The organism is Lentzea tibetensis, assembly GCF_007845675.1.
Taxonomy (GTDB): domain Bacteria; phylum Actinomycetota; class Actinomycetes; order Mycobacteriales; family Pseudonocardiaceae; genus Lentzea; species Lentzea tibetensis.
In genome coordinates, this window is the sequence record NZ_VOBR01000005.1 from 234427 (window position 1) to 258010 (window position 23584).

Genomic DNA, 23584 nt, shown 5'->3' on the forward strand with positions numbered 1-23584 from the left:
GGTTGCGACTGCAGAAGGCGTTCGAGCAGCCTGTCGTTCCGACCTCGGGCTGGCGTTAACGGACAGTAGTGACGGTCAGCCTTTTGGCCTAGCGCCAGCCGGTTCGCCGAACGGGCCGATCCGCGCGGTTTGGCTCAGCGTGGCTGGGTTCGTCCTAGTCCTGCGGTTCCGGCTTCACCTACTCGGCTCGTTCGCCGGGTTCCGGGATGTACTTCTTCAGCAACGGATTCGCCACCCGTGCCATCACGTATATCCACAGGCAGGCGAACACCAGTGTCAGGAACCCACCGAGGCCCTGATAGGGGCGCTCCGGTGCAAGCGCACCGCGTCTGAATCCGGTGCCGGCCACGTCCTTGCCGATGAGCTCGGGCTTGAGAAATCCTCGCGCCGTCGCGGTCACGACGTTGCCGTTCACCTTGTTCTTGACCGTCGCCCGGCAGTCGTACCAGTACCCGAAGCCGCGCAGGGCCACCGGGCCGTGCCGCACGCAGGACTGCGCCGTGATGACGTGGCTCGCTTCGCTCAGGTCGTCGGTCTCGGCGATGTCCCAGAAGTGGATGAAGATCGTCGCACCGATCAGGTACCCGAGAGCGGGGATGATCAGGAAAGCGAAGAACCTGTGCAGCACGATCCTCATTCGCCGCGTGCTTCCTTCCGCTTCTCCTCCTGCTTCTCCGCTTCCTCCGCCCGCAGGTCCCGCCACGTCCGCCAGCCACCCCCGTCCTTGGCCTTGTCCTCCCAGTCCCGGAACTTGGTGGACTCCTTGGTCGCCTCGATGCCCAGCTTGGGCAGGAAGTCGGCTGGCGTGCTCTTGATGCCGTCGACGGCCACCTTCTTCGCCTCGCCCAACGCGTCCTTCGCCATGCCGCTCCAGGAGAAGTCGGCCACGCGACGGGCGTTGTCGGCCTCGATGCTCTTCTTGAGGACATCGACGAAGTTGTCGCCGCCCTTGGACAGCGCGGTCTTGGCGTTGACCAGGATGTCGTCGAGCTTCTTGAACAACCTGCTCGCGTTGCTGAACGCCTTGGTCAGCTTGCGGCAGAACTCCAGCGCCTTGTTGGCCCACTTGATCGCGGTCGGCACGCACTCCGCGACAGCGCCCGCGATGCCCGCGCCGAACGCGGCGACCGCAGGCGCCCAGCGCAGGCAGATCGCGATCAGCTTGCCGATCGCCTCGGCGATGATGTCCCGAACGATGTCCCGGACGACCTTGAGGACGATCTTGCACGTCCTGACCAGGCCCGCGATACCTCCGGCCGCGGTGGCGACACCGGCGTAGGTGTCGGCCCGGTCGGCGCCGAACGCCCGGTACTGCTCGCTGTCCTTGCCCGACCACGCCGAACTGTCGTTCTCGACCCAGTTCCGAAGATCGTCGGCGGTCTCCTTCAGGTAGCCGGACACGGCCTCCCAGGTCTTCGCCATGCCATCCAGGGCCTCCTGGTCGCCGACGAGCCAGTCGAGCGGCTCACGCAGGAAGTCGACGTGCTCGATCAGCCAGCCGAAGCCCGCGCTGAGCAGGCCGGCCATCGGATCGGCGAGGAAGCCCGCGGCACCGGCGACCGTCGCGCCAGCGTTGATCAGGCCCTCGGCCCAGTTGCCGTCCGAGAAGCCCTTCACCGTCTCGGTGGCGTCGTGGAAGATCCCCGCCCCCTCGGTGGCCGCTGTCTCCTCGCCCGTGTTGACCAGGTAGTTCGTCCCGGGGTTGGTCATTGGTCGTGCATCCCGTCGAAGATGTCCGACTGCGCCTGCTCGTGCTCCTCGACGTGCCGGCGCCACTCGTCGAACCGCTTCACGTGATCCACCGCGGCGTCCGAGGCCTGGCGCATCGTGTCCAGCGCCGTGTTCTGCGCGGCGGTGCAGATGGCCGCCAGCGGGAATCCGAGCTTGCCGAACGCATCCAGGTTGGTGACGGCCTGCCCGGCACTCAGAGCCCTGTTCACCTGCTCGTCCACGTTGTTGAGCTTCATCGCGTGGGCCTGCATCTCGACCAGGTCGATTCGATAGTTCATCGCAGGAACCCGCCGTTGCCGAAGTCCTCGTCATCGTCCTGCGGCCGCGCTGGTCGCTGCGGACGCGGAGGCGGAGGCGGCACGTCGTCCTCGATCGCACCGAACTGCGGGCCGGCCCCGTACCCGCCGCCACCCGGCACGTACTGCGGCGGAGGCGGCGGCTGAGCGCTGCGCAGCTTGTCCATCATGAAGTGCATCGCCTCGGAGTCGTCACCACCCAGCACCGGCGACATGGCCTCCTGCACGGCGCTGGCCACGCGGCTCTGCGCGGCCTGCACCACGCGCAACACGTCCTGCCCGACGGCGTCACCGTCCTTGCGCTGCAACGCACTGCCGAGCTTCAGGTCGACGAGGTTGCCCGCGTCGTTGACCGTGACGGTGATCTGCCCGTCCGCGCTGCGCTCGGTGACGCGCAGGTTCGCCAAGCTCTCCTTGATCGCCTCGCTCTTGCGCTGCGCCTCAGCCAACTTCCCCTCGTACTGGCTGAGGATCTGGTCCGGATCGGTCATCCGTCTGCCCCCTGGTCGTTCTCACCCACCGTCATCAGACGGTAGCGGAACGTTGCACATCGCACAGGAGAAGCCGCGCAACGCGCACACCCAACCTCAGCAACTCGTTTGGGTATAACCTGATCGAGTGACTGCGGTCACATTGGGCAAGCATGGGGGATCTGGTGCCACTCGTACGAGGCAGAGCGGCGACTCTGCTGCAGGAGTCACGGCAGGAGAAGCTGCAGGCACGTGTGGGGCAGGCGTACTGCGCCGCCCACTTCAGGCCCGTCAACGCGCGTGAGTTCCGCTCCTGGCGGCACAGCCTGAGGGCTTTGCTGGAGGCCTTGCACGAGGCGGGGCTGGGTGACACCGAAGTGCTGCTGGAGCACTCGCTGCCGCGCTCGTCCCTGCGCGTCGACGCCATCGCGTGCGGGTACAACCCGGAAACCCGTCGTCCGTCCTACGTGTTCATCGAACTGAAGCAGTGGACCGAGTTGCACTCCGTCGAGGCAGGTCTCGTCCGGCTGAACAGCGGTGACGAGCTGAGGGCTCACCCGGCGGACCAGGTGCGCGACTACTGCCGCTACGTGCGCCACTCGATCCAGCTGGTGGCCGAGGACGAGAAGCTCGTCAGCGGTCTCGCCTACCTGCACAACGCGGACCGGCGGAACGCGAGGCTGCTCCTGGACCACCCGGCCGACCACTGGGGCCGGATCTACACCGGCGAGGACCTGCCCGCGTTCCTCCAGCAGTTGAACCTGCTGCTCGATCGGAACAGGACGCACGACGAGAACGCGGCAGCGGCAGACCGGTTCCTCAAGTATCCGGCGAGGCCGTCGGCGCAGTTCATCGAGATCGCTCACGACGCTCTCCGCAAGCGCGAGCTGCTGCCGCTGGTGGACCAGCAGCGAGTCGCCTACAAGCGGATCGAACAGGCTTTGAAGGCGGCGAACGAAGGCACCCGCAAGACGGTCGTGATCGTCGTCGGCGGGCCCGGTTCCGGCAAGAGCGCAATCGCGGTGAGCCTGCTGAGCGAGCTCGAGGAGCTGGACATGCGCGGGTACCACGCAACCGGCTCCAGGTCGTTCACCGAGACGTTGCGGCGCCACCTCGACCCGGATCGCACCGGGGTCCGGCACATCTTCAAGTACAACAACGACTTCCGGGACAACCGGAACCACGGCGTGGACATCATCATCAGCGACGAGGCACATCGGCTGCGCCGGTCGAGCACCCCGTCGGGCTCGAAGAGGAGCAACGCCAAGGCCGAGCCCCAGATCAAGGAGCTGATCACAGCGGCGCGTGTGCCAGTCTTCCTCCTCGACGAGAACCAGCGCGTGCGCGCGGACGAGGTCGGGTCCGTCGCCGAGATCAGCAGGATCGCCGGCGAGCTCGGCTGCGAGGTCGAGGTGATCAACCTGCGCGGTCAGTTCCGTTGCGGCGGTAGCGACGCGTTCGACCGGTGGGTCGACTGCCTGCTCGGGATCGTCGAGGAACCACCCGTCACCTGGTCCAGTCTGGACTCCGGCGGCAGGTTCGAGGTGCACGTCGGCAATGACCCGCGCGACATGGAGAAATGGCTGGGATCCCACCGGGGCGACACGGGAACTGCCCGGATGTCCGCCGGGTTCTGCTGGGACTGGCCGTACGACCACCGTTCGGAAACACCAGACATCGTGATCGGCGACTGGAAGCGGTGGTGGAACCTCCGCAAGCCAGCGGCGGACGGTCCCGAGTCGACCTACTGGGCCACGGACCCGAGAGGCGCGCGCCAGGTCGGGTGCGTCTACACCGCGCAGGGTTTCGAGTACGACTGGGCGGGTGTGATCTTCGGGTCGGACCTGGTCTGGCGCACGGACAAGTGGGTGGCTCAGTCAGCCGAGTCCCGCGACTACAAGGCCAAGGAAGATTCGCGGTTGTTCCCCGAACTCGTGCGCAACGCGTACCGGGTGTTGCTGACCAGGGGAATGCGCGGAGTCACCATGTTCTCGGTCGACCCGGAGACGCAGAGCCACCTCCGGGCGATGGCCGGTTGATCGGCCAGAAGATCGGCTAACCTCGGGAACGCGGCCCGACGGACACCGAGCGTGACCGGATCCGGCACCTCGTCGCTGCCCCCACCCGCATGTGGATTCCGCATGCTCGAAGTAGGGGAACACCATTGGCTCTCGTCCGCCAAAGCGCCCGGTCACTGCTCGTTGACGCCAACGCGGGCAAGCTGCACACCCTGCTCGCCGAACAGGCGCGGATCCAGTACCAGGCAGGTGTGGGCGATGGCGAGGTGCGCTCCTGGCAGAACAGTCTGCCCGCGTTCCTCGACGACGTCGTCGATGCTGGTCTCGGCCACGTCGAGGTGCTGCTCGAGCACAAACTCCCGCACAGTCCGAAGCGCGTGGACGTGGTTCTGTGCGGAACTCACCCGAAGCACCGGCGCCCGACGTACGTGCTGGTGGAGCTGAAGCAGTGGTCGAAGGCCGAGTCGTTCGGCGACGGGCTCGTGCGAGTCGACCAGTACGCCCAACCGGTGCTGCACCCGGTCGAGCAGGTGCGCAGGTACTGCGAGTACCTGGTGGACTCGACACCGTCGCTCGCTGAACAGCCCGGATCGGTGCACGGGGTCGCGTACCTGCACAACGCACGCGAGGCCGGTGTCTGGAACATCTCGCAGTACACGATGGACGACTACGGACGGCTGTTCACGCTGGACACCAAGGGACAACTGGTCGACCGGCTGCGGTCGCTCCTCGACACCGATCCGTCGAAGCGGGACGAGTCGCGGAATGCCGCGGACGAGTTCCTGGCGATGCGTCACGCTCCGACGAAGCCATTGCTGTCCGCCGCGGCGAAGGAAATCCAGGAACGAGAGCAGTTCGTTCTGCTGGACGAGCAGCAGGTCGCGTACAGCCTGGTCAAACAGGCCGTGCACCGAGCGCGTGTGGCGCGCACGCAGACAGTGGTGATCGTGCTCGGTGGTCCGGGCTCAGGCAAGAGCGTGATCGCGCTGAGCCTGCTCGGAGACCTGGCGCGTGGCGGACATCCGGTCTTTCACGCAACGGGTTCCAGCTCGTTCACGAACACGATGCGCAAACACGCCGGTAGGCGGAATCCCCGTGTGCAGACGATGTTCAAGTACTTCAACAACTTCATCGACGCCGGGCACCGCGACCTCAAGGTGCTGATCTGCGATGAAGCCCACCGCATCAGGGAGACCAGCCTCAACCGCTACACGAAGCGCGAGGTGCGTGAGCGAGCGAGGAGGCAGATCGAGGAACTGATCGACGCCGCCGACGTGCCGGTGTTCCTGCTGGACGAGAACCAGACCGTGCGGCCAGGCGAGATGGGGTCGTTGGACGAGATCAGCCAGGCGGCGACGGCCGCGGGCTGCCAGGTCGAGGTCGTGCACCTCGGCGGGCAGTTCCGCTGCGGCGGCTCGGAGTTCTTCGACGACTGGGTCGCCAGGTTGCTCGGACTGAGGAGGCAACCGGCCACTTGGTCGGCGCTGGTGACCCGCACTGACGACGAGTTCGTCGTGCGGAGTGCCGAGTCGCCGCGGGAGATGGAGTCGTGGTTGCTCTCGCAGCAGGCGAAGCACGACGGCACCGCCCGCATCGCGGCCGGGTACTGCTGGCGGTGGAGCGATCCGGTCACCGAGGAGGGCACGAAGGTGCTGGTCCCGGATGTGCGGATCGGCGAATGGCATCGACCGTGGAACGCCAAGCCGGAGAAACGGGTGCCGGACGCTCCGGCGTCGCACTTCTGGGCGAGCGACGATCGCGGGTTCGGCCAGGTCGGCTGCATCTACACCGCCCAGGGCTTCGAGTACGACTGGGCTGGTGTCATCTTCGGCAACGACTTCGTCTGGCGCCGTGACCACTGGGTCGCCCGGCGCGAGCACTCCCACGACCCCGCGGTGAAGAAGGCCGACGAGCTCCACTTCGCCCGCCTGATCCGCAACACCTACAAGGTGCTGCTCACTCGGGGTATGCGCGGGGTGTGCGTGTACTCCGAAGATCCGGAGACCCAGGACCACCTCCGCACAATGGCCCAGTAGCGCTCGCTGCGTCGAAGGTGGGGCGAACGGCTCACCATGTTGAACTGACCGGCGCGACAGCTACGGTGTGCCCGAAGGAGGTGGTCAGGTGACCGAACACGAGCAGCCGGACACTGCGGCCGCCTTCAGGCACCTCGCCCGCCGGTTCGCCGCCGCCGCGACGGACGCCCAGGCGCACGAGCTGTTCAGCGCCGCGTTCGGCCTCCAACCGGCCCGGCACGCCCACCTCACGCACATCGACGACGAGCTCATCTCCAGCGCCCGCAGCTGGGCCGAGGCACCGCCGGTGAAAGTGCCGCCGCACCTGCGGAAGATCGACAAGGACTACCTCGGCACCGTCGGCAAGGTGCGCGACGTCGAGCCGCTCCGGAGAAAGCGGAAAGCCGACGAACGCCGCGAGTTGACCGATTCCGGCCCGATCAGGATCTCCACGCTGGGGCAGCTCGACGACGACACGCTCCGCGAGCTGCTCGACGTCATCGGGCGGGCGCTGGGCAACAAGCCGGACGACACCGGTACGAGAACGGCAGTCCACGGACACGTGGAGGTCAGTCTGCGCGTCGCGGGTGGGGTGGCCACCATCGAGACCCCGAGCGGCACGTTCACCGGGCCCGACTTCCTGATCGACGTGCGCAGGAGCGGTGAACGGTGATCTCCCGCGGCATCCGGCTGCTGCTCGGCACCCCGCTGCTGACCGCCCGTGACGAAGGGTTCGACCTGGTCACGAGGCATCGCGACGCGATCGCCAAGTGGTTCGACGACCACTGCGGCTGGCCGTTGCACGTCGAACGCGAGTACGTGCGGCTGGTCAAGGCCGGCCAGCGGACCAGCCGAGGGTCGTTCGACCGGCGGCGCTACACGCTGCTCTGCCTGGTGTGCGCGGAGCTGCTGGCCGCCCCCGTGACGACCGCCGAGCTGCTGCGCGAACGCATCACGCGGCCCGTCGACGGGATCCCGCCGTTCGACCCGGCGCGGAACGACGAGCGTGCGGCGTTCGAGGACGTGCTCGAGTTCCTCGAACAGCGGGGCGTGCTCGCCGGCACGGGCAAGTACCGGGTCGACCGGACACTGGTCAGACGTCTCATCGAACCGTCAACGACAGAAACGAAGCACGAAGTCATGCGCAGGCTGGTGGACGAACCCGTTGTGTACAAAGAAGATCTCACGCCCGAACAACGGAGCTACCTGAAGCAGCCCGCCGTCCGCCGAGGCGTCGAGCAGGCGGGATTCGTCCTGGAGGAACGCGAGGAGGGCTTTCTCCTCGTCGACCCCGACGGCCTCGCCACGGACGCGAAGTTCCCGCACGACGACACCATCGTGGCGCTCGCACTCCTGGACCGGCTCGTGCAGGGCCCGGCGACCCACGAGGAGTTGGACGCGACGACGCAGGACCTGCGGGCCAAGTACAAGGTCCTCCGGTCCGAACCAGGAGAGCTGACGCAGGACGGGCTCGACGTGCTGGTGGCCTTCGGGCTGGCCGAGCAGGACGACACCAGGGCACGTGCGCTGCCCGCAGCCGCGAGATACAGACGATGACGAGATGGCGACCGAGCCGCGCCGGAGTCCTCAACGTCTGGCGCTTCCACGACGAGACGTTCACGTTCCACGACGGCCGTCTGCTGTTGAGGGGGCCGAACGGCTCGGGGAAGTCCAAGGCGCTCGAGCTGCTCGTGCCGTACCTGCTCGACGCGGAGCCGCCGGGCGCGATGCACTGGAACCTCATGGGCGAGGGCGGTGACGGCGTCCGCGCCGGGTACGCGTGGCTGGAGTTCCAGCGCGACGACGAGTGGTTCACCTGCGGCGTGCGGCTGCAGGCGTCGACGAACACCACGGACGTCCAGGCGAGCTACTTCACGACCGGTCAGCGCATCGGCGACCTGCTGCTGGTGAACGACGTGCGGCGGCCGCTCACGCGGGTGAACCTGGCCCGAGCCATCGGTGACCGCGGCGAGGTGCACGGCTCGCCCGCCGGCTACCGCGCGGCGGTGCGCACCACCCTGTTCGCCGGGATGAGCGAGCAGCACTACGAGTCGCTGGTCACCGCGTTGCGACAGGCGCGTCGCCCCGATCCGAACGTCCTCGCAGGCGTCATGCCGCCCGTCGATCACCACGACGTCGGTGAGAGCTTCGAACGCCTTGCGCGGCAACGGGAGAAGCTCCGGTCACTGGAGGACGCGCTCGAGGTGACCGAGACGCTCGTCCATCGGCAGCGCGACTACGCCCAGCGCGTCCTCAGCGCCGCACAGGCGAGGCTGACGGCGACCGAGCGCCAGGCCGGCCCGGCTGACGAAACCGACCAGCAGCACCGGGAACAGCTGGTCGAGGTCACCGGCGCGGAACAACGGCTCGCCCACGAGGCGACCGAGATCGACGCACAGCTCAACGGGACGCAGCGGCTCGACGAGCTCAAGGAGCAGGCGGCCGCGGCGCGCACGCGAACCGAGAACGCCGCGAAGCACGCAGCCCAGCTCCGCGCACGCGCCGACGAGGACGCCGAACTGGCGGCGAACGCCGCCACAGCCGCGGAAAACGCGCGAGCAGCCGCTGGAACCGCGGCGGAGCAAGCACGGGAGACCGCGCGACGAGCAGACATGTCATCGGTCTTCGAGAACCTCGAGCAGAACGATGACCGACAGCTGCTCAGCGCGGCCGTCGACGCCCGCGTCAAACAGCTGACCCAGGTGCGGAAAGCGCTTGTGCAGCAAGAGATCCTCCAAGAGACCCGTGACCGGGCACAGGCCCGGCTCGACCGGGAGCGCGCGGACCTCGCACTGGCCGAGGCCGCGGAAACCCAGGCGGCGCAAGCACACGAGGCGGCTCGCGCGAAGCTGGACGACGACCTCGCCGGGTGGGCGCTGCGCTGCCGCGAGCTGGTCGTCCTCGAGCCCACCGCGCCGCTCGCGATCAGCGAGGCCGTCTCACGGGTACGCGAGGAGCTCGGCCTCGCGGAGGTGCGGCTCGACGAGAGCAGGCAGGCCGCGGCCGACCGGCTCGCGCAGTACACGGTGCTGCGCAAGAAGCTGGCCAAGCAGATCGTGCCGCCGCCCGCGCCGTACACGCGCGAGGCGGACCGCGCCGCGATGACGGGCGGACCGCTGTGGCACCTCGTCGAGTTCCGACCGCACATGCCGCTCAACCTCTGCGCCGCGGTCGAGGCCGCGCTGGAGGCGTCCGGGCTGCTCGACGCGTGGGTCACGCCGGACGGCTCGCTCGACCACGACACGTTCGCCGAGCAGGAGCTGGCCTCGCCGGCACCGGGCGCCAGCCTGCTCGACGTGCTCGTGCCGGAGGGCCACGCGGTGCACCAGCTGCTGGCGGGCATCGCCTTCGGTGAGACCGCACCCGACCACGCCGCCGCGATCGGCGCGGACGGCACCTGGCGGCTCGGCAGCCTGCGCGGACGCTGGGCCAAGGCCGAACCGACCTACATCGGTGTCGACGCTCGCGAGCTGGCCGCGCAACGCCGCGTCGCCGAGCTGTCGACGTTCATCGACAAGCTCCACCAGGACATCGGCGAGCTCGACGAGTCCCGGCAGCGGATCACGGCGAGGCGCGAGGCGCTGGCGAGCGAGCTCGCCGACCAACCCGGCCGCGGCCCCGTGGACGAGGCAAGCGCACTCCTGATCGAGGCGCAGGCACGATGCGCTGTCCTCCGCGACGCCGTCTCCAGGGCTGAGCACCATCGCGACGACGCGGCATCCCAAGCGGTGCACGACACCGCGGTGTCCGAACACGAGCTCGACGACGTGCTCGACGCGGTCAGCGCGTTCCGCGCGGCCGGGGACCGGTGGCTGGACGAACGGCGCGCGGCAGGCGTCGCGGAACTCGCCGCCACCACCGCCAGGAGCCGGGCGACGACCAGTCGCGAGCACGCCGACGACGCCGAGCGGGCCGCGACGGCGCACGCGCAGGAGGAAGAGGAGCTCGGCGCCGCGATCGGGAGCGCGATCGACCGCGACCAGCTGAGCGCCCGCAAGCAGGAGATCGAGACCGAGCTCCAGGACGTGCGCGGACAGCGCAGCACCCTCGAGCGCGTGGTCGGCGCCCTGGAGGAGAAGCGCAAGGCCGACGCGGAGGCCCATCGGGAGGCGGCCGAGGCCGACGCACGACTCCAGCACCTCATGAGCGGCCCGCTGGCCGAGTACGTGCGACTCGACGCGACTCCACGCGAGCCGCTGTCCATCGCCGACGCGGAACGGCGGCTGGCCAACGCGGTGCAGGACGCTCGGCTGCTGCTGTCCAGCCGCGTCCAGCTGGCGCTGGAGCCCGACGAGGACGTCACCGTGCTGACGGCGACGCTCGACTGGAAGCCGCTGAGCCTCGCGGCGCTCGTCGAGTTCTCCCGTGACCAGCGCGATCGGATGAGCGAGCAGGTCGTGGCCGGTGAACGTGAGCTGGCCGACCGGACGCTGACCCCGGACATCCGCGGCCAGATCGCGGAACGGATCCAGGCCGCCGACGAGCTGGTCGACCTCGTGAACCAGCGACTCGAGCGGGTGCGCACCGCCTCGAAGCTCCGCGTCCGGCTCGCGTTGCAGGTCGATCCCCAGGCCTCGCAGGCGCGTGACCTGCTGACCAAGGACCCCCTGACCGACGCGGAACGCGAGGTGCTGCACCGGTTCTTCCGCGAACGCCTGGACGAGCTCCGCACCGCGGGCACGGAGCAGCAGCTCGCGCACGTGCTGGACTACCCGGCGTGGCACCGGTTCGTCGTGCAGGTCGACCGCGGCGACGGCTGGCAGCCGCTCACGAAGCGGACGCACCGCGCGCTCTCGGCCGGCGAGAAGGCTCTGGTACGGCACCTGTCCCACGTCGCCGTCACCGCGGCGCACTACCAGGCCGCACCGGACGGACCGCGGCTCATCGCGCTGGACGACGTCTTCGCCGCGGTGGACCACGCGAACCGCGCCCGGTTGCTGGAGCTGCTCGTCGCGTTCGACGTGGACCCCGTGCTGACCTCGGACGACGAGTGGTGCGCCTACCGCGAGCTACCCGGTATCGCGATCCACCAGCTCATCACCGGACCCGACGACGACGCGGTCACGACCGTGCGCTTCACCTGGGACGGCGACAGCGTCACCCCCGGCGGATCCTGAGCACGTTGTCCGCACGCGTCCCGAGCTCGGGAACCTCGCGGGTGATCACCTCATCGGCCTCGACCACCCACTCGGGCCCGAGGTCGAGCGCGGCGAGCACCTCCGCCGTGGTCGGGAAGTGCACGTCGGCCGGGTGATCGTGCTGGTGCGACGCCCACCCGGCGTGCCCGGCGATCAGCAGCACGCCACCCGGCGCCACGACAGCCGCCGCCTTGCGCAGCACGGAGTCCCGCTCACCGTCGACCTCGACCGGCGAGTGGAAGAACTGCGCGGACACCAGCGAGTACGAACCCGACGGGAACGACACCGACAGGTCGTGCTGCTGCCAGTCGACGGTCACACCGGCTTCCGAGGCGCGACGAGCAGCGCGCTCCAGAGCGACCGACGACACGTCCACGGCCGTCACCTGCCAGCCCAGTGAGGCCAGCCAGATCGCGTCGCCTCCCTCGCCGCAGCCGAGGTCCAGCGCGGTGCCCGGCTCGAGTGCCGCCACCTCGCGGACCAGCAGCTCGTTGGGCTTGCCGGTCCACACCTGGTCCCGGTCGCGGTAGAAGTCTTCCCAGAACGCCTCAGTCATGAGTCCAGCATGCGCACACCCGGCGCGAAACAGCTAACCGTGTTGCCGACTCAGCAAGTCGACCAACTCCCCCCGTGCACCGATCCCGAGCTTCGAGTAGACGCTCGACAGGTGGTTGTCGACCGTCCGCACGGACGTCACGAGCGACGACGCGATCTCCTTGTTCGTCAGGCCTCGGGCGGCGAGCGACGCCACCTCCAGCTCGCGCTTCGTCAGCCGCGGCATGCTGAACGCGGCCAGCGCGGGTGTGCGGGCCCCCTGGCACAGGGCGACCAACCGCGCGAACAGAGCGCGATTCCCTGCTGCCGCAGCGGCTTCCGCCGCGTGCAGCATCAGGCCGGCCGACTCGAAGCCGAGAGCGACGCGCTCCAGCAAGGCGCGATCGCTCCGCACCAACCCCAGTGCGTGATCTACGTACAACGGCATGAGCGCGCTGTGCACGTCCAGAGCGCCGAGCCGATCAACGGCCTCAGCGGCGTGCCCCAGCCGCACGGCCTCGTGCAGCAACATGGCCTCGACCGCGTGCTCACCGAACGCACGCGCGTCGTCAGCGAGCTCGAACGGTGAGACGCCGCCTGCCCAGATCTGCGCCTGCCAGTACCCGCAGCGGTAAGGACGCTGCCCGGCGGGCAACAGTTCCGTAGCGGACGTGAGGAGTTCGCGAGCATCGTTGCCCCGCAACGCTTCCACGTGCGCCAGCTCGCACAGCTGGACGAACCGCTGCGCGGGCTGGGCCTCGCGCAGCAACCGCAGTGCGTCGTCGAGCCGCCCGCACGACCGCGCCAGCCCTGCCCGCACCACGGTCCAGTGGGCGCGCATCGCGTCCCACTCGCCCTTCTCCCGATGGGCCTCGTCGGCGATGGACGACGCACCGAGCACGTCGCCGTACATCGTGCGCACGAACACCGACGCGGACGTGAGCATCTCGCCGCCCAGCGGCATCGACTCCCGTACCCACACCTCGGGGTACGGGCGCCGCGGACGGCCCTGGATCGCGTCGATCATCGCCTCGACCACGGCCTCTTCCGGGTCGACACCCGGTAACGACGCGCGGGCCTCCTCGTACTTCCCCGCGTCGAACAGCAGGTTCGCCCGCACGATCGGCATGTCCACCATGGACGCCGCTTCCTCGCTGCGGCCCAGTCCCCAGCCGAGGTTCATCGCGCGCATCGCGACGATCTCCACCGGATCGTCATCGCTGGCGGCCATCGCGAACACCTCCTCCGCCTCCGCGGGGCGGTCGGTGTACACGAGGATCTGGGCGAGCAGGTGCGCGGCGACCGGACCGCCGCCCACCGACCAGGCGGCGCGCGCGAGCCGTTCCGCCAGCACGACGTCGAGGGTGGCGCAGGCCCGACGTGCGGCGACCAGCAGCAGATCGGGATCATCGGCCGAGCCGCTGTCCAGGCGCAGCACGGCCACGCGCAGCGGGTCGTCCAGCACCGAGGCCAGGTAGCGCTGGTGGTTGTGCGCCCGCAGCGAGGAGCACTGCGCGCGCAACACCTCGCCGTACAACGGATGCGCCAGGCGCAGGCCGTCCGACGACGCGGTCACCAGTCCGTCCAGCGACTCCAGCAGCTCCGCGGAGAACAGCGCGAAGCCCAGCGGCTCACCGAAAGCGAGCAGTTCCAGCACGCGCCGCTGGTCGGCGGACAGCGAACCGAGCCGTTCCTCGATCAGCGACACCAGTCGCGGCGACACGGGCAACGGGCCGTCCAGCCGCCACAGGCCGTCACGCGACACGAGAGGCGACGCGAGCAGCAACTCCCGCAGCAGCAACATGTTCCCCGAGGTCGCCGCCCAGAACCGGTCTACGGCCCAGCTGTCCACCGGCCCGCCGAGCACCTCCGTCAGCACCGACTCGACGGCGGCGCGATCCAGCGGTGCGAGGTCCAGCCGGTCGAGCAGCTGGTCCTTCCACAGCGCGGTGATCGGTGCGGGCGCCGGCTCACCCGACCGGATCGTCGCCAGCACGACCGCCTCGCCGTGCTGCACGAGCTGGTGCAGCACGACCGCGCTGGTGTCGTCGAGCAGGTGCGCGTCGTCGACGCCGACGACCTTGCCGCGCAACGACTCCCGTGCCGCCGTCAGCATCGCGAGCGGCCCCTCGGGGATCGACTCCGGCAACAGCGGGGCCAGCGCTCCCAGCGGAATCGCCTGCGACGCGGACGTCGCGCGCACCAGCGTCAGCCCGGCTGCCTCCAGCAGCTTGGTCTTGCCCACCCCGGCGGGACCCGCCACGACCACTCCGGCGCCCCTCAACGCCTTCCTGATCGCGGCCAGTTCCTCCGTTCTCCCCACAAACGGCCACCCCATGAGGTCAGACTAGGTGAGAGGTCTGACGAAAATAGGTGGTTGGTTGCTCAGGCACTGGAACGAGTGAGGAGACAGCCTCAGGACATGCACATCGACGAGGCCTTCTACCAGGACCCGTTCCCGTTCCTGGCCCGGTGCCGCGAGATCGGGGCGCTGAAGGTGGGGATGCCGGACGGCACGACGCCGTGGCTGCTCACCCGCTACGACGACGTGGTCGCCGCGCTCAACCACCCGGCGTTGAGCAGCCAGATCACGCCGAGCGGCATGATGAACCACACCGACCCGCCGGACCACACGCGGCTGCGCAAGCTCGTCATGCGGGGGTTCAGCGCGAAGCAGACCAAAGCGCTGCGGCCGCGCATCCAGCAGATCGCCGACGAGCTGCTCGACGACTGGGTGGGCGCGCCGGTCGTGGACGTCATCGACACGTTCGCGTTCCCGTTGCCCATCAGGGTGATCGGCGAGTTGCTCGGCGTTCCGGACGAAGATCACCCCTGGCTGCGCGAGCTCACCTCCGCCTTGATGCGGCCGGAGGACATGGTGACCGGGTACTCGTCACTGGTCGAGTACGTCGGCGAGCTGGTGGTGCGCAAGCAACCCGGCGACGACCTGATCACCGCGCTGCTCGACGACGAGCAGCTCGCCAGGCACGAGCTGATCTCGATGCTGATCCTGCTGATCGTCGCGGGGCACGAGACGACCGTGCAGCTCATCGGCAACGGAATTCTCGCGCTGCTGCGCGATCCGGCGAAGTTCGCCGAGCTGAAGGCCAACCCCGAGGACGTTCCCATCGCGGTGGAGGAGCTGCTGCGGTTCGACGGGCCGATCAACCCCGGCGTGCTGCGGCTCGCGGTTGACGACGTTGTCATCGGTGGTGCCGAGATGGCGGCTGGAGACTTCGTGCTGGTCTCGCTCGCCTCGGCGAACCGGGATCCGTCCCGGTTCAAGAATCCGGACGTGCTGTCCTTCGACCGGGGCCGGCACCTCGCGTTCGGCCACGGCATCCACCACTGCCTCGGCGCGTGGCTGGCCAGGCTGGAGGGTGAGATCGCCTTCGCGACGCTGCTCCGGCGCTATCCGGACATCGAGCTCGCTACCGAGGAGTTCACCTGGAAGGTGTCGGTCACCCGCGGCTTGACAGCACTTCCCGTGCGACCGAAGCCCTGAGCGCGGCGCGCGCGGCCGGGATGTCGTCGACCGCGAACACTTCCGGGCCGGTCGCGAGAACAAGATCCTTGTCCGACGCCACCGCGAGCAGAGAATGTTTCTCAGTCAACGATTTGGCTTGCCGGACAACTCCCTTGGCATCAACGCGGATCAACGTGATCGTCGTCTCCGACCAGGGAAAATCCTCGACGGTGCTCGATTTTCGAAGTCCGTCCACGTCGAACAGAGCAAATCTGGGCATACCTCCAACGTAGCGAGGAAAGGTTACCGAAAGCCAAAGATCACCCGGTCACCGCAATGCGGCCAGCAGATGAGACAGGTTGACACCAACGGCGTCAGCCAATCGGCGGACGTGTTCTGGTGCCGGTGCCAGAGGATGCGAGTCGCGCGTGGGTGGAAGGCCCTCACCACCGGAGAACTTCGACTGCGGAGTCACCGGCGCCTTGATCTGGTAGACCCGCCAACGGGGAATCTTCGAGTCCGCCATCGCGAGGGTTCCGTCGTGCCACAGCAGCACGACGGACTGCTTGGTGTTGCGCGCCAGCACGCAGCTCTCGCCGATCAACGTCGAGGCGCGGGCGGCGACGCGCAACGGGTTGCGGAAGTCGCCGTCGATCACCCACACGCCGTTCATCAGCTCGGCGGTGATGCCCTCGGCCTCCAGCGCGGCCAGCAGTTCGGCGTGCTGGTCGTCCGCGGCGGCCATGGCCAGCTCGACGACCTCCTGCACCTCGCCCGCCGTGACGACCCGCGCGCCCGCCTCGGTCGAGGCCTGCAGGAACCGTTCGACGTGCTTGTCCTCGGCGAACGCGGCCCACTCCTGGGCCTGTTCCCACGCGGCGCGGGCGACCGCGTCCGCCTCCGAGCCGCCACGCAGCCGGGCGTCCTGCAGCAGCTGGGCGAGACACACCGCGATCAACGAGCTGAGCTCGCCGTCATCCCTGGTCTCGTCCTCCCCCGGCACCAGCGACGTGGTCACGTCGCGCAGGTCCGCGCGCCAGCTCTCGTCACCCGCCCAGACGCCCACCGCGAGCGTGTTGAGGTACCGGTAGGCGAGCGCCATGCGTTCCGGCAGCGGCAGGCCGGCGACGTCCTTCGCCTCGCGCCGCAGTTCGGCCTTGTGCTGTGCGCGCTCCGCGGGGTCCACCCGTTCGAGATCCGCCGGAAAGCCCACTTCTCTCATTCCTCCCGCAACCGTGCCACTGTGTCGAGCACTTTCCGGGTGCGCGCCACCTCGTGCGCCCGGAACACGGCGGCCCCCGCCACCGCCGCGATCGCCGTCGCGACGAGGGTGCCCTCGACGCGCTCGTGCAGCTCGACGCCGAGGGTCTCCCCGACGAAATCCTTGTTGGACAAGGCCATCAGCACCGGCCAGCCGGACGCGACGAGCTCGTCCGCGCGGCGCAGCAGCTCGAGGCCGTGCCAGGTGTTCTTGCCGAAGTCGTGCGTCGGGTCGATCAGGATGCCGCGGCGCGGCACGCCCAGCCTCGCGATCTCCTCGGCCTTCGCCGTCGTCTCCTCGAGCACCGATCCGACGATGTCGGGGAACATGACGCGATGCGGCCGGGTGCGCGGCGTGATGCCGCCGGTGTGCGAGCAGACGTAGCCCGCCTGGAACTCGGCGGCCACCTCGGCGAGCCGCGGGTCCGCGCCCGCCCAGGTGTCGTTGAGCAGGTCGGCGCCCTCTTCGCAGGCCTGCCTGCCCACCTCGGAACGCCAGGTGTCGCTGCTGATCAGCAGGTCCGGGTAGGCGCCGCGCACGCGTGCGATGAACGGGATGACGCGGCGGATCTCCTCGTCGGCGTCGACGAGGTCACCGGGCCCCGCCTTGACGCCGCCGATGTCAACGATGTCGGCGCCCTCGTCGACGAGGCGGTGGACGGCCTCCATCGCGACGTCCTCGGCGTAGGTCGCGCCCTTGTCGTAGAACGAGTCCGGAGTGCGGTTGATGATCGCCATCACCAGTGGGCGTTCCCGGACAACCGTCCGGCCGCGGAACTGGAGCTCGATCACAACTGCTGTCTACCAGGCTCGGGCTTGGTCTGGCACATGGCGCCCGTCTCAAAAACTGTCAGACCTCGCCGTCATACTCGCGGGCGTGGAGGAAGAGCTTCTCGGCAACGCCGTCGACGCGCTGTGGCGCGGTGGCTGGCTGCCGTACGACGTGCACCAGGTCGTGACGCGGAACCTCGACGAGTCAGCGGTCTTGCTCGTCGTGGACGCGATCGCGGCGGACTGCGCGCGTCATCCCGAGGCTTCGATCCACCCGCGCTGGCGCGAGCAGCTGACCGAGATCGGCGCCGAGGTGTGGTGGGACACCTCTCGGCCGGTGCTGGGTCAGTGGGCCGGGCGGCACATCGAGACGCCGGAGTACACCGCGCGGACCGCGCAGCGGCTGGTCTCGTTCGTGGGAACGCTGGGTGCGCTGCCGCGAATCCTGCCGCTGCCGGGGTCCTTCTCGGGTTCGGTCGTGCGCAGCGGCGTGGATCCGAAGGTGCTGAACCGGGTGCGCGGGCTGCTGGCGAAGGCCGAGTCGACGCAGTTCCCCGAGGAGGCCGAGGCGTTGTCGGCCAAGGCGCAGGAGCTGATGAACCGGCACGCGCTGGAGCGGGCGATGCTGGAGAGCGACCTGCCGCAGCACGCGGCGTCGCGGCGGATGTGGCTGGAGAAGAGCTACTTCAAGGCGAAGGCGCAGCTGGTGGCCGTCGTCGCGGACGCCAACAGGTGCCGGGCGGTGATCTACCCCAAGGTGGGGTTCGTGGCACTGGTCGGTGACGACGTGGATCTCGAGATCACCGAGCTGCTGTCGACGTCGCTGCTGGTGCAGGCGACGCGCGCGATGGTCGCGGCCGGTGCTGGGTCGGACTCGCGGTCGAGGACGTACCGGCAGTCGTTCCTGGTGTCGTACGCGCACCGGATCGGTGAGCGGATGGCCGAGGTGAACGAGCCGGTGGCCGATCCGCGGCTGCTGCCGGTGCTCGCGGATCGGGCGAAGGCCGTCGACGAGCTGTTCGACCAGCTGTTCACGCGCACGAAGGCGATGCGGGTGTCGGTGGGCAGCGCTGCCGGGTGGCACGCGGGGCGCACGGCGGCGGATCTGGCCGACATCGAGGTGCGCAGATCGTCGGTGACGTCGGGCTAGGATGTCCGCACCGCCCCGCGACATTGGGTGGTGCACGTCCATGTTCAGGACATCTCTCCTGCTGGCTGCCGTTGTGGTGATCGCTTCGGCGTCGCCTGCGTCCGCCTCGACGCTCAGACAGCTGACCTCCGGCAACGGTGACTCGCTGACGCCCGTGATCAGCGCGGACGGCCGGTTCGTCGCGTTCCCGTCGGAGGCGTCCGACCTCGTGCGGGGCGACCGCAACGGCGTGTCGGACATCTTCGTGCGCGACCTGCGGTCCGGTTCCGTGCGGATCGTGTCGCGCGGCGGCGACGGCGCCTCGTTCGACCCGCCCGCGATCTCGGCGGACGGACGGTACGTGGCGTTCGTGTCGTCCGCCACGAACCTCGTCGCCGGTGACACGAACGGCGTCGACGACGTGTTCCTGACCGACCTGTGGACCGGCCGGGTGCGGCGGGTCAGCGGTGGCGACGGCCCGGCGTTCGGGTCGCCCGCGATCAGCGCGGACGGGCGGTACGTGGCGTTCCGGTCGGAGGCGACGACCGTGGTTCCCGGTGACACCAACAAGGTCGCGGACGTGTTCCTGCGCGACATGACGTCCGGCGTGACGACGCGGGTGTCCGTCGCGGCCGACGGGACGCAGGGCGACCGGCTGGTGCACCACGGCATCGCGATGTCGGCGGACGGCCGTCAGGTCGTGTTCCCTTCCGCGGCCACGAACCTGGTGCCCGGTGACACGAACGGCAGCGTGGACATGTTCGTGAAGGACACCGTGTCCGGGTCGATCGAACGGGTGAACGTGACGGCCGCCGGCGCGCAGTCCACTTCGTACACCCTGATGCCGTCGATCACCGCCGACGGCAGGCTCGTCGCGTTCGTGGCGTGGGGCGACAACCTGGTGCCGGGCGACACCGAGGACACCCCGGACATCTTCGTGAAGGACCTGCGCACCAAGGAGATCCGGCGCGCCAACACGCGTCCCGACGGGACGGTGTCCGACGCACAGCCCTACCAGCCCGCACTGTCCGCCGATGGCCGCTACGTGGTGTTCAGTTCGCTCGCAGCGAACCTCGTGCGCGGTGACACGAACAACGTGGACGACGTGTTCCGCAAGGACCTGCGCACGGGTTCGGTCGAGCGACTGAGCTCGCGATTCGGCAGGCAGGGCAACGGTTTCTCGGTGGCGCCGACGATCTCGCGCGACGGCCGCGTGGTGTTCGCGTCGCAGGCTTCGAATCTGTCCGCTGTGGACCGGAACGGAAAATCGGACGTCTTCGCAACGCGCTGAGCATTTTCTGTCAGGGGTCCGGTCTACCGTCGAACCCATGACATCGACCTACACGAGCGAGATCAAACTGGGCGACGTGACGTACTCGTTGCGCGCCACCACAGAGCCGTCCGGCATGGTGCTCGACCTGCTGGGCGCGGACCCCGATGGCACGGTGCTCGCGGACGGCCGCCTGAGACTCCCCGTCGAGGGCGGCATCGCGGTCGGCCGCCTGGTCGGCCGCGTGCTCGACGCGCACAGCAGGCTGGGCAGGGGCAAACGCCAGCCGGCCAACGCGAACCAGCGCTGGTCCGACGAACTGGACGCGGTCCTGCGCGCCGAGTGGCTGTCCGGCGCCGACGGCGCGGCGGCCGAGCGCATCCGAGCCATCGCCCGCTCGATGCAACGCTCGCCGACGGCGATCCGCGCCCGCCTGCCTCGGGTCGGGTGCGATCCGGACGTTCCCGGCCGCACCCTGTCCGCTGACGCCGCGAAGCTGATGGGGGTGAAGTCAGGGGGATCTCAGGGAGAAGCCTGATTCGCCGCCCCGCTCCCGAGGCGGACGCTGGAACCACAACAGCGTCCGCTCAGCACAGGGGGCAACAGTGGAGATCACCGGGCTCATCTCGGCGCTCATCATCGGGGCGATCATCGGTGGACTTGGCCGTCTCGCCATTCCGGGCAAGCAGCACGTCTCGCTGCTGGCGACCATCCTCGTCGGCATCGTGGCGGCCCTGCTCGGCACCGCGGCGGCAACCGTCCTAGGCGTGGCCGACACCTCGGGCATCGACTGGATCGAACTCGCCCTCCAGGTAGGCCTGGCCGGCGCGGGCGTCTCCGCGCTGGCAGGCAGGGCACGCACCAAGCTCCACCGCTGATCCCTGCGGCACACCGTGAACGGCCCGTTCACGCACCGGTTTCATACTTCGCCTGGAACCCGTTGCGTGGCCGCGCGTCCCGCGAAAAGGAGGACGCGCGGCAGGGCGGTCCACCAGCCACGCGTCGGCCGCAGAACGACACCTGGCACACACGGCTGTCGGGCGTGCCAGGCACACACGAAGTGTTGTGCGCTGTCTGGCACGCACAGCTGTCGGGCGATGCCTCGCACTCATGACGTGTTGTGCACCGCCCGGCGCGCAGAGCTGCCGGAGCAATGCCTGGCACGCATGAAGTGTTGTGCGATGCCCAGTACCCACGAGGTGTGCGATGCCTGGCGCCCACGGCCACCTGAGCGATGTCCGGCACGCGCGAAGTGTTGTGCGACAGCCGGCACGCGCCAGGTGCGGAGTGACGAGCCTGGCCGCGGCAGGGGCGGCCAGGCTCGTCACTCACGGTTGCTCGTAGGGCGCCGCGGCCGGGCAAGGGCGTCGCGGTGCCTGGCCAGAGCACCGTGCGTGCCGGGCGTCGTGTCGCGGTGCCGGCAACGCTGCCGCGGGGACACCGGGCGCGGGGTGGGGCGGGAGTCGATCGTCGGCGTGCAGGCGGTCAGACCTGGTCTGAGGTGGCGGCTCAAGCTGGTGCGTGAGGCAGGCAGCTGTGCCCGGTCTGTGAGGCGCACGGCCCAAGTCGGTGCGTCAGGCAGGCGGCTATGCCCGGCCTGGCTGTGAGGCGGGCGGGCCAAGTCGGTGCGTCAGGCAAGCAGCTATGCCCGGTCTGTGAGGAAGGCGGCCGTGCCCGGTGTGTGAACGGCCCGTTCACACGCCGGCCTCGCGCACCGGGCGCAACCGGGGTCGGCATCGCGCGTCCCGCGAAAGGAAGGACGCGCGGCGGGGCGGGCAGCCGCATGGGCCGATCGCGGCGGAGCGAGAGCCGCACGGCCGATCCATGTGCCAATCACCGGCCTGGCCATCGCCAGTGGCTAGGCCGGCGTGAGGCACGTGGCCAAGCGCGGCGTGTGAACGGCCCGTTCACACGCCGGCCTCGCGCACCGGGCGCAACCGGGGTCGGCATCGCGCGTCCCGCGAAAGGAAGGAGGCGCGGCCGGCGGGGTCAGCAGATCGCGAACTCGTCCAGCAGCGCCGAAGCAGCCTCGACGTCGGGACTGAGCTGCCGATCGGACATGTCCGGGTTCAACTTGGACTCGGCCAGCTCGTAAGCCGTCCGCAACGGCTCGGTGTCCGGCGTGACACCGCGCAGGCGCAGGGCGCGCACCGCGGCGACCAGTTCGCACGCGAGCACGAGCCGGAATGCCGACAGCGAGCGAATCGCCTGGTTCGCCGACTGGAACGCGAAGCTGGAGTGTTCCTCCAGGCCGCGCGACACGACGGCGTTGCCGAGGCTCGCGGGCTCGGCGAGGGTGCGCACCTCGGCGAGTGCGGAGTTGGCGCTGTACTCGAGGATCATCACGCCCGAGCTGCCGCGGGTTCCGTCCGCCAGGAACGGGCGGAGTCCGGTGAAGTTCGGTTCCACGAGCGTGGCGAGGCGTGCGGTCGACAGGTGGCCGGTGTGCAGCACGGCCAGGCGGACGCGATCGAGGGTCTGGCCGAGGTAGGCGCAGTGGAAGGCGCCGTGGTGGTAGGCGGCTTCGTCCTCGGCCCAGATGAGCGGGTTCTCCGCCGCGGCGTTGATCTCGATCTCGATCACCCGGCCCAGGTCGGCGGTGGCGTCGATCGCGGGGCCGTGGATCTGCGGGAAGCAGCGGTAGCCGAACGGGTCCTGGATGCGGGCGCCTGCGCGGGGCGTGCCGAGCAGGCGGCGCATCTCGGTGGCGACCGCGACCTGGCCGGGGTGCGGGCGGCCCTGGTGGACGCGTTCCGCGTAGGCCTCGGCCGAGCCGTTGACGGCCAGGAACGACAGAGCCGTGACGAGGTGGGTTGCCTGGAGCAGTTGCCGGGCGGTGTGCCAGGCGAGGCCGGCCATGCCGATGGTCAGTGCGTTGCTGCTGATCAAGGCGAGTGCGTCGCCCGAGTCGAGCTCGATCGGGTCCGGGGTGTTCGTCGAACCCAGCCAGTAGCGCTCGCCGATCAGGGTGAGGCCGGTCTCGGCCAGTGCGGTGAGGTCGCCGGTGCCGATCGCGCCGTACTCGTGGACGCCGGGGTAGCAGCCGCTGTTCAGTGCTGTGGCCAGGGCGTCGATGACGGTGGGGCGCAGGCCCGCGCCGCCTGCGAGGAGCTGGTTGAGGCGGACGACCAGCATCGCGCGGACCTGTTCCTCCGGGAGCATGCCGCCGAGGCCGCCGGCGTGGCTGCGCAGCAGGCGCAGGCCGTGTTCGGCCCAGCCCTCGGTGTCGATGATCTCGGTGCGGTTCGCGCCGACGCCGGTGGTGCGGCCGTACACCTGCTGCCTGGCGACCAGGCGTCCGCTGGCGTGCCAGGACGCGACGACGCGCTGCTTGCCGTCGGCGTGCACGGCGACGGGGACGTGGAAGCGGGCGACGCGGACGACGTCCTCGCCGCCGAGCGAGCTGCCGTCGAGGACGACCGGCTCGTCCGACGGGCCCAGGTCCAGGGTGTCTTCGGCCATGCGGATATGTGAACACACGAATGG

General features: G+C 69.4%; 20 protein-coding genes. 10 read left to right on the forward strand and 10 right to left on the reverse strand.

Translation table 11 applies throughout. The features are described from left to right. Positions 1-178 precede the first annotated feature (178 nt). The 4 genes from FKR81_RS09480 to FKR81_RS09495 are packed head-to-tail and all read right to left on the reverse strand — an operon-like array spanning position 179 to position 2518. A complete protein-coding gene (locus tag FKR81_RS09480; RefSeq protein ID WP_146350598.1) occupies positions 179-637 on the reverse strand; it encodes a DUF6346 domain-containing protein in 459 nt (152 codons plus the stop codon). Continuing rightward, positions 634-1710: a WXG100-like domain-containing protein gene (locus FKR81_RS09485; RefSeq protein ID WP_146350599.1), complete on the reverse strand. Its 1077-nt coding sequence runs from the start codon at positions 1708-1710 to the stop codon at positions 634-636. Before FKR81_RS09485 ends, FKR81_RS09480 begins: the two co-directional genes overlap by 4 nt. Continuing rightward, positions 1707-2009: a hypothetical protein gene (locus FKR81_RS09490; protein WP_146350600.1), complete on the reverse strand. Its 303-nt coding sequence runs from the start codon at positions 2007-2009 to the stop codon at positions 1707-1709. The genes FKR81_RS09485 and FKR81_RS09490 overlap by 4 nt, the downstream gene beginning before the upstream one ends. Further along, on the reverse strand, positions 2006-2518 hold the full coding sequence (locus FKR81_RS09495) for a YbaB/EbfC family nucleoid-associated protein (protein WP_146350601.1): 513 nt from the start codon (positions 2516-2518) through the stop codon (positions 2006-2008). Before FKR81_RS09495 ends, FKR81_RS09490 begins: the two co-directional genes overlap by 4 nt. A 164-nt stretch (positions 2519-2682) precedes the next feature. On the opposite strand from FKR81_RS09495, the gene FKR81_RS09500 reads away from it, so the two are divergent. The 5 genes from FKR81_RS09500 to FKR81_RS09520 all read left to right on the forward strand — a co-directional run bounded on the left by FKR81_RS09500 (position 2683) and on the right by FKR81_RS09520 (position 11647). Next, a complete protein-coding gene (locus FKR81_RS09500) occupies positions 2683-4536 on the forward strand; it encodes a DUF2075 domain-containing protein (RefSeq protein WP_186762876.1) in 1854 nt (617 codons plus the stop codon). A 125-nt stretch (positions 4537-4661) separates the two neighbouring features. Continuing rightward, positions 4662-6551: a DUF2075 domain-containing protein gene (locus tag FKR81_RS09505; RefSeq protein ID WP_235921413.1), complete on the forward strand. Its 1890-nt coding sequence runs from the start codon at positions 4662-4664 to the stop codon at positions 6549-6551. Between the two features lie 88 nt (positions 6552-6639). After that, positions 6640-7203 (forward strand): DUF2397 family protein, encoded by a 564-nt coding sequence (locus FKR81_RS09510; protein WP_186762877.1) that lies wholly within the window; start codon positions 6640-6642, stop codon positions 7201-7203. Next, on the forward strand, positions 7200-8087 hold the full coding sequence (locus FKR81_RS09515) for a DUF2398 family protein (RefSeq protein ID WP_146350605.1): 888 nt from the start codon (positions 7200-7202) through the stop codon (positions 8085-8087). The genes FKR81_RS09510 and FKR81_RS09515 overlap by 4 nt, the downstream gene beginning before the upstream one ends. Further along, positions 8084-11647 carry an SbcC/MukB-like Walker B domain-containing protein gene (locus FKR81_RS09520; RefSeq protein WP_146350606.1) on the forward strand — a complete coding sequence of 1188 codons (3564 nt, stop codon included), beginning with the start codon at positions 8084-8086 and terminating at the stop codon, positions 11645-11647. Before FKR81_RS09515 ends, FKR81_RS09520 begins: the two co-directional genes overlap by 4 nt. Here FKR81_RS09520 and FKR81_RS09525 read toward each other — a convergent pair. After that, a complete protein-coding gene (locus FKR81_RS09525; RefSeq protein WP_146350607.1) occupies positions 11628-12224 on the reverse strand; it encodes a class I SAM-dependent methyltransferase in 597 nt (198 codons plus the stop codon). The two genes, FKR81_RS09520 and FKR81_RS09525, sit on opposite strands and share 20 nt — an antisense overlap. A gap of 33 nt (positions 12225-12257) precedes the next feature. Beyond that, a complete protein-coding gene (locus FKR81_RS44930) occupies positions 12258-14540 on the reverse strand; it encodes a LuxR family transcriptional regulator (protein ID WP_235921414.1) in 2283 nt (760 codons plus the stop codon). An 84-nt stretch (positions 14541-14624) separates the two neighbouring features. Between FKR81_RS44930 and FKR81_RS09535 the strand changes: the two genes are divergently transcribed. Then, positions 14625-15707 carry a cytochrome P450 family protein gene (locus FKR81_RS09535; protein ID WP_146350608.1) on the forward strand — a complete coding sequence of 361 codons (1083 nt, stop codon included), beginning with the start codon at positions 14625-14627 and terminating at the stop codon, positions 15705-15707. On the opposite strand, the gene FKR81_RS09540 is transcribed toward FKR81_RS09535, so the two are convergent. Genes FKR81_RS09540 through folP form a run of 3 tightly spaced genes read right to left on the reverse strand, consistent with a single transcriptional unit; the run spans position 15664 to position 17720 of the window. After that, on the reverse strand, positions 15664-15948 hold the full coding sequence (locus tag FKR81_RS09540) for a hypothetical protein (RefSeq protein WP_146350609.1): 285 nt from the start codon (positions 15946-15948) through the stop codon (positions 15664-15666). The two genes, FKR81_RS09535 and FKR81_RS09540, sit on opposite strands and share 44 nt — an antisense overlap. Before the next feature lie 48 nt (positions 15949-15996). Then, entirely contained in the window at positions 15997-16881 is an 885-nt protein-coding gene (locus FKR81_RS43450; RefSeq protein WP_186762878.1) for a hypothetical protein, read from the reverse strand. 5 nt (positions 16882-16886) lie between these two features. Beyond that, positions 16887-17720, reverse strand: coding sequence for a dihydropteroate synthase (gene folP / locus FKR81_RS09550; protein WP_146350610.1), 834 nt, complete (start codon positions 17718-17720; stop codon positions 16887-16889). An 85-nt stretch (positions 17721-17805) separates the two neighbouring features. On the opposite strand from folP, the gene FKR81_RS09555 reads away from it, so the two are divergent. From FKR81_RS09555 to FKR81_RS09570, 4 genes are all read left to right on the forward strand, one after another. After that, entirely contained in the window at positions 17806-18849 is a 1044-nt protein-coding gene (locus FKR81_RS09555; RefSeq protein WP_186762879.1) for a DUF2786 domain-containing protein, read from the forward strand. Between the two features lie 40 nt (positions 18850-18889). Beyond that, on the forward strand, positions 18890-20119 hold the full coding sequence (locus tag FKR81_RS09560; protein ID WP_186762880.1) for a TolB family protein: 1230 nt from the start codon (positions 18890-18892) through the stop codon (positions 20117-20119). Positions 20120-20156: 37 nt separating this feature from the next. After that, positions 20157-20636: a hypothetical protein gene (locus FKR81_RS09565; protein WP_146350613.1), complete on the forward strand. Its 480-nt coding sequence runs from the start codon at positions 20157-20159 to the stop codon at positions 20634-20636. A gap of 67 nt (positions 20637-20703) precedes the next feature. Then, entirely contained in the window at positions 20704-20976 is a 273-nt protein-coding gene (locus FKR81_RS09570; RefSeq protein WP_146350614.1) for a GlsB/YeaQ/YmgE family stress response membrane protein, read from the forward strand. A gap of 1111 nt (positions 20977-22087) precedes the next feature. Here FKR81_RS09570 and FKR81_RS09575 read toward each other — a convergent pair. Next, entirely contained in the window at positions 22088-23560 is a 1473-nt protein-coding gene (locus FKR81_RS09575) for an aromatic amino acid ammonia-lyase (RefSeq protein ID WP_146350615.1), read from the reverse strand. Positions 23561-23584 lie beyond the last annotated feature (24 nt).

Coding starts and splice junctions, on each gene's coding strand:
- FKR81_RS09480 (WP_146350598.1), bottom strand. CDS start 637: ATGAGGATCGTGCTGCACAGGTTCTTCGCTTTCCTGATCATCCCCGCT.
- FKR81_RS09485 (WP_146350599.1), bottom strand. CDS start 1,710: ATGACCAACCCCGGGACGAACTACCTGGTCAACACGGGCGAGGAGACA.
- FKR81_RS09490 (WP_146350600.1), bottom strand. CDS start 2,009: ATGAACTATCGAATCGACCTGGTCGAGATGCAGGCCCACGCGATGAAG.
- FKR81_RS09495 (WP_146350601.1), bottom strand. CDS start 2,518: ATGACCGATCCGGACCAGATCCTCAGCCAGTACGAGGGGAAGTTGGCT.
- FKR81_RS09520 (WP_146350606.1), top strand. CDS start 8,084: ATGACGAGATGGCGACCGAGCCGCGCCGGAGTCCTCAACGTCTGGCGC.
- FKR81_RS09525 (WP_146350607.1), bottom strand. CDS start 12,224: ATGACTGAGGCGTTCTGGGAAGACTTCTACCGCGACCGGGACCAGGTG.
- FKR81_RS44930 (WP_235921414.1), bottom strand. CDS start 14,540: ATGGGGTGGCCGTTTGTGGGGAGAACGGAGGAACTGGCCGCGATCAGG.
- FKR81_RS09535 (WP_146350608.1), top strand. CDS start 14,625: ATGCACATCGACGAGGCCTTCTACCAGGACCCGTTCCCGTTCCTGGCC.
- FKR81_RS09540 (WP_146350609.1), bottom strand. CDS start 15,948: ATGCCCAGATTTGCTCTGTTCGACGTGGACGGACTTCGAAAATCGAGC.
- FKR81_RS09560 (WP_186762880.1), top strand. CDS start 18,890: ATGTTCAGGACATCTCTCCTGCTGGCTGCCGTTGTGGTGATCGCTTCG.
- FKR81_RS09565 (WP_146350613.1), top strand. CDS start 20,157: ATGACATCGACCTACACGAGCGAGATCAAACTGGGCGACGTGACGTAC.
- FKR81_RS09575 (WP_146350615.1), bottom strand. CDS start 23,560: ATGGCCGAAGACACCCTGGACCTGGGCCCGTCGGACGAGCCGGTCGTC.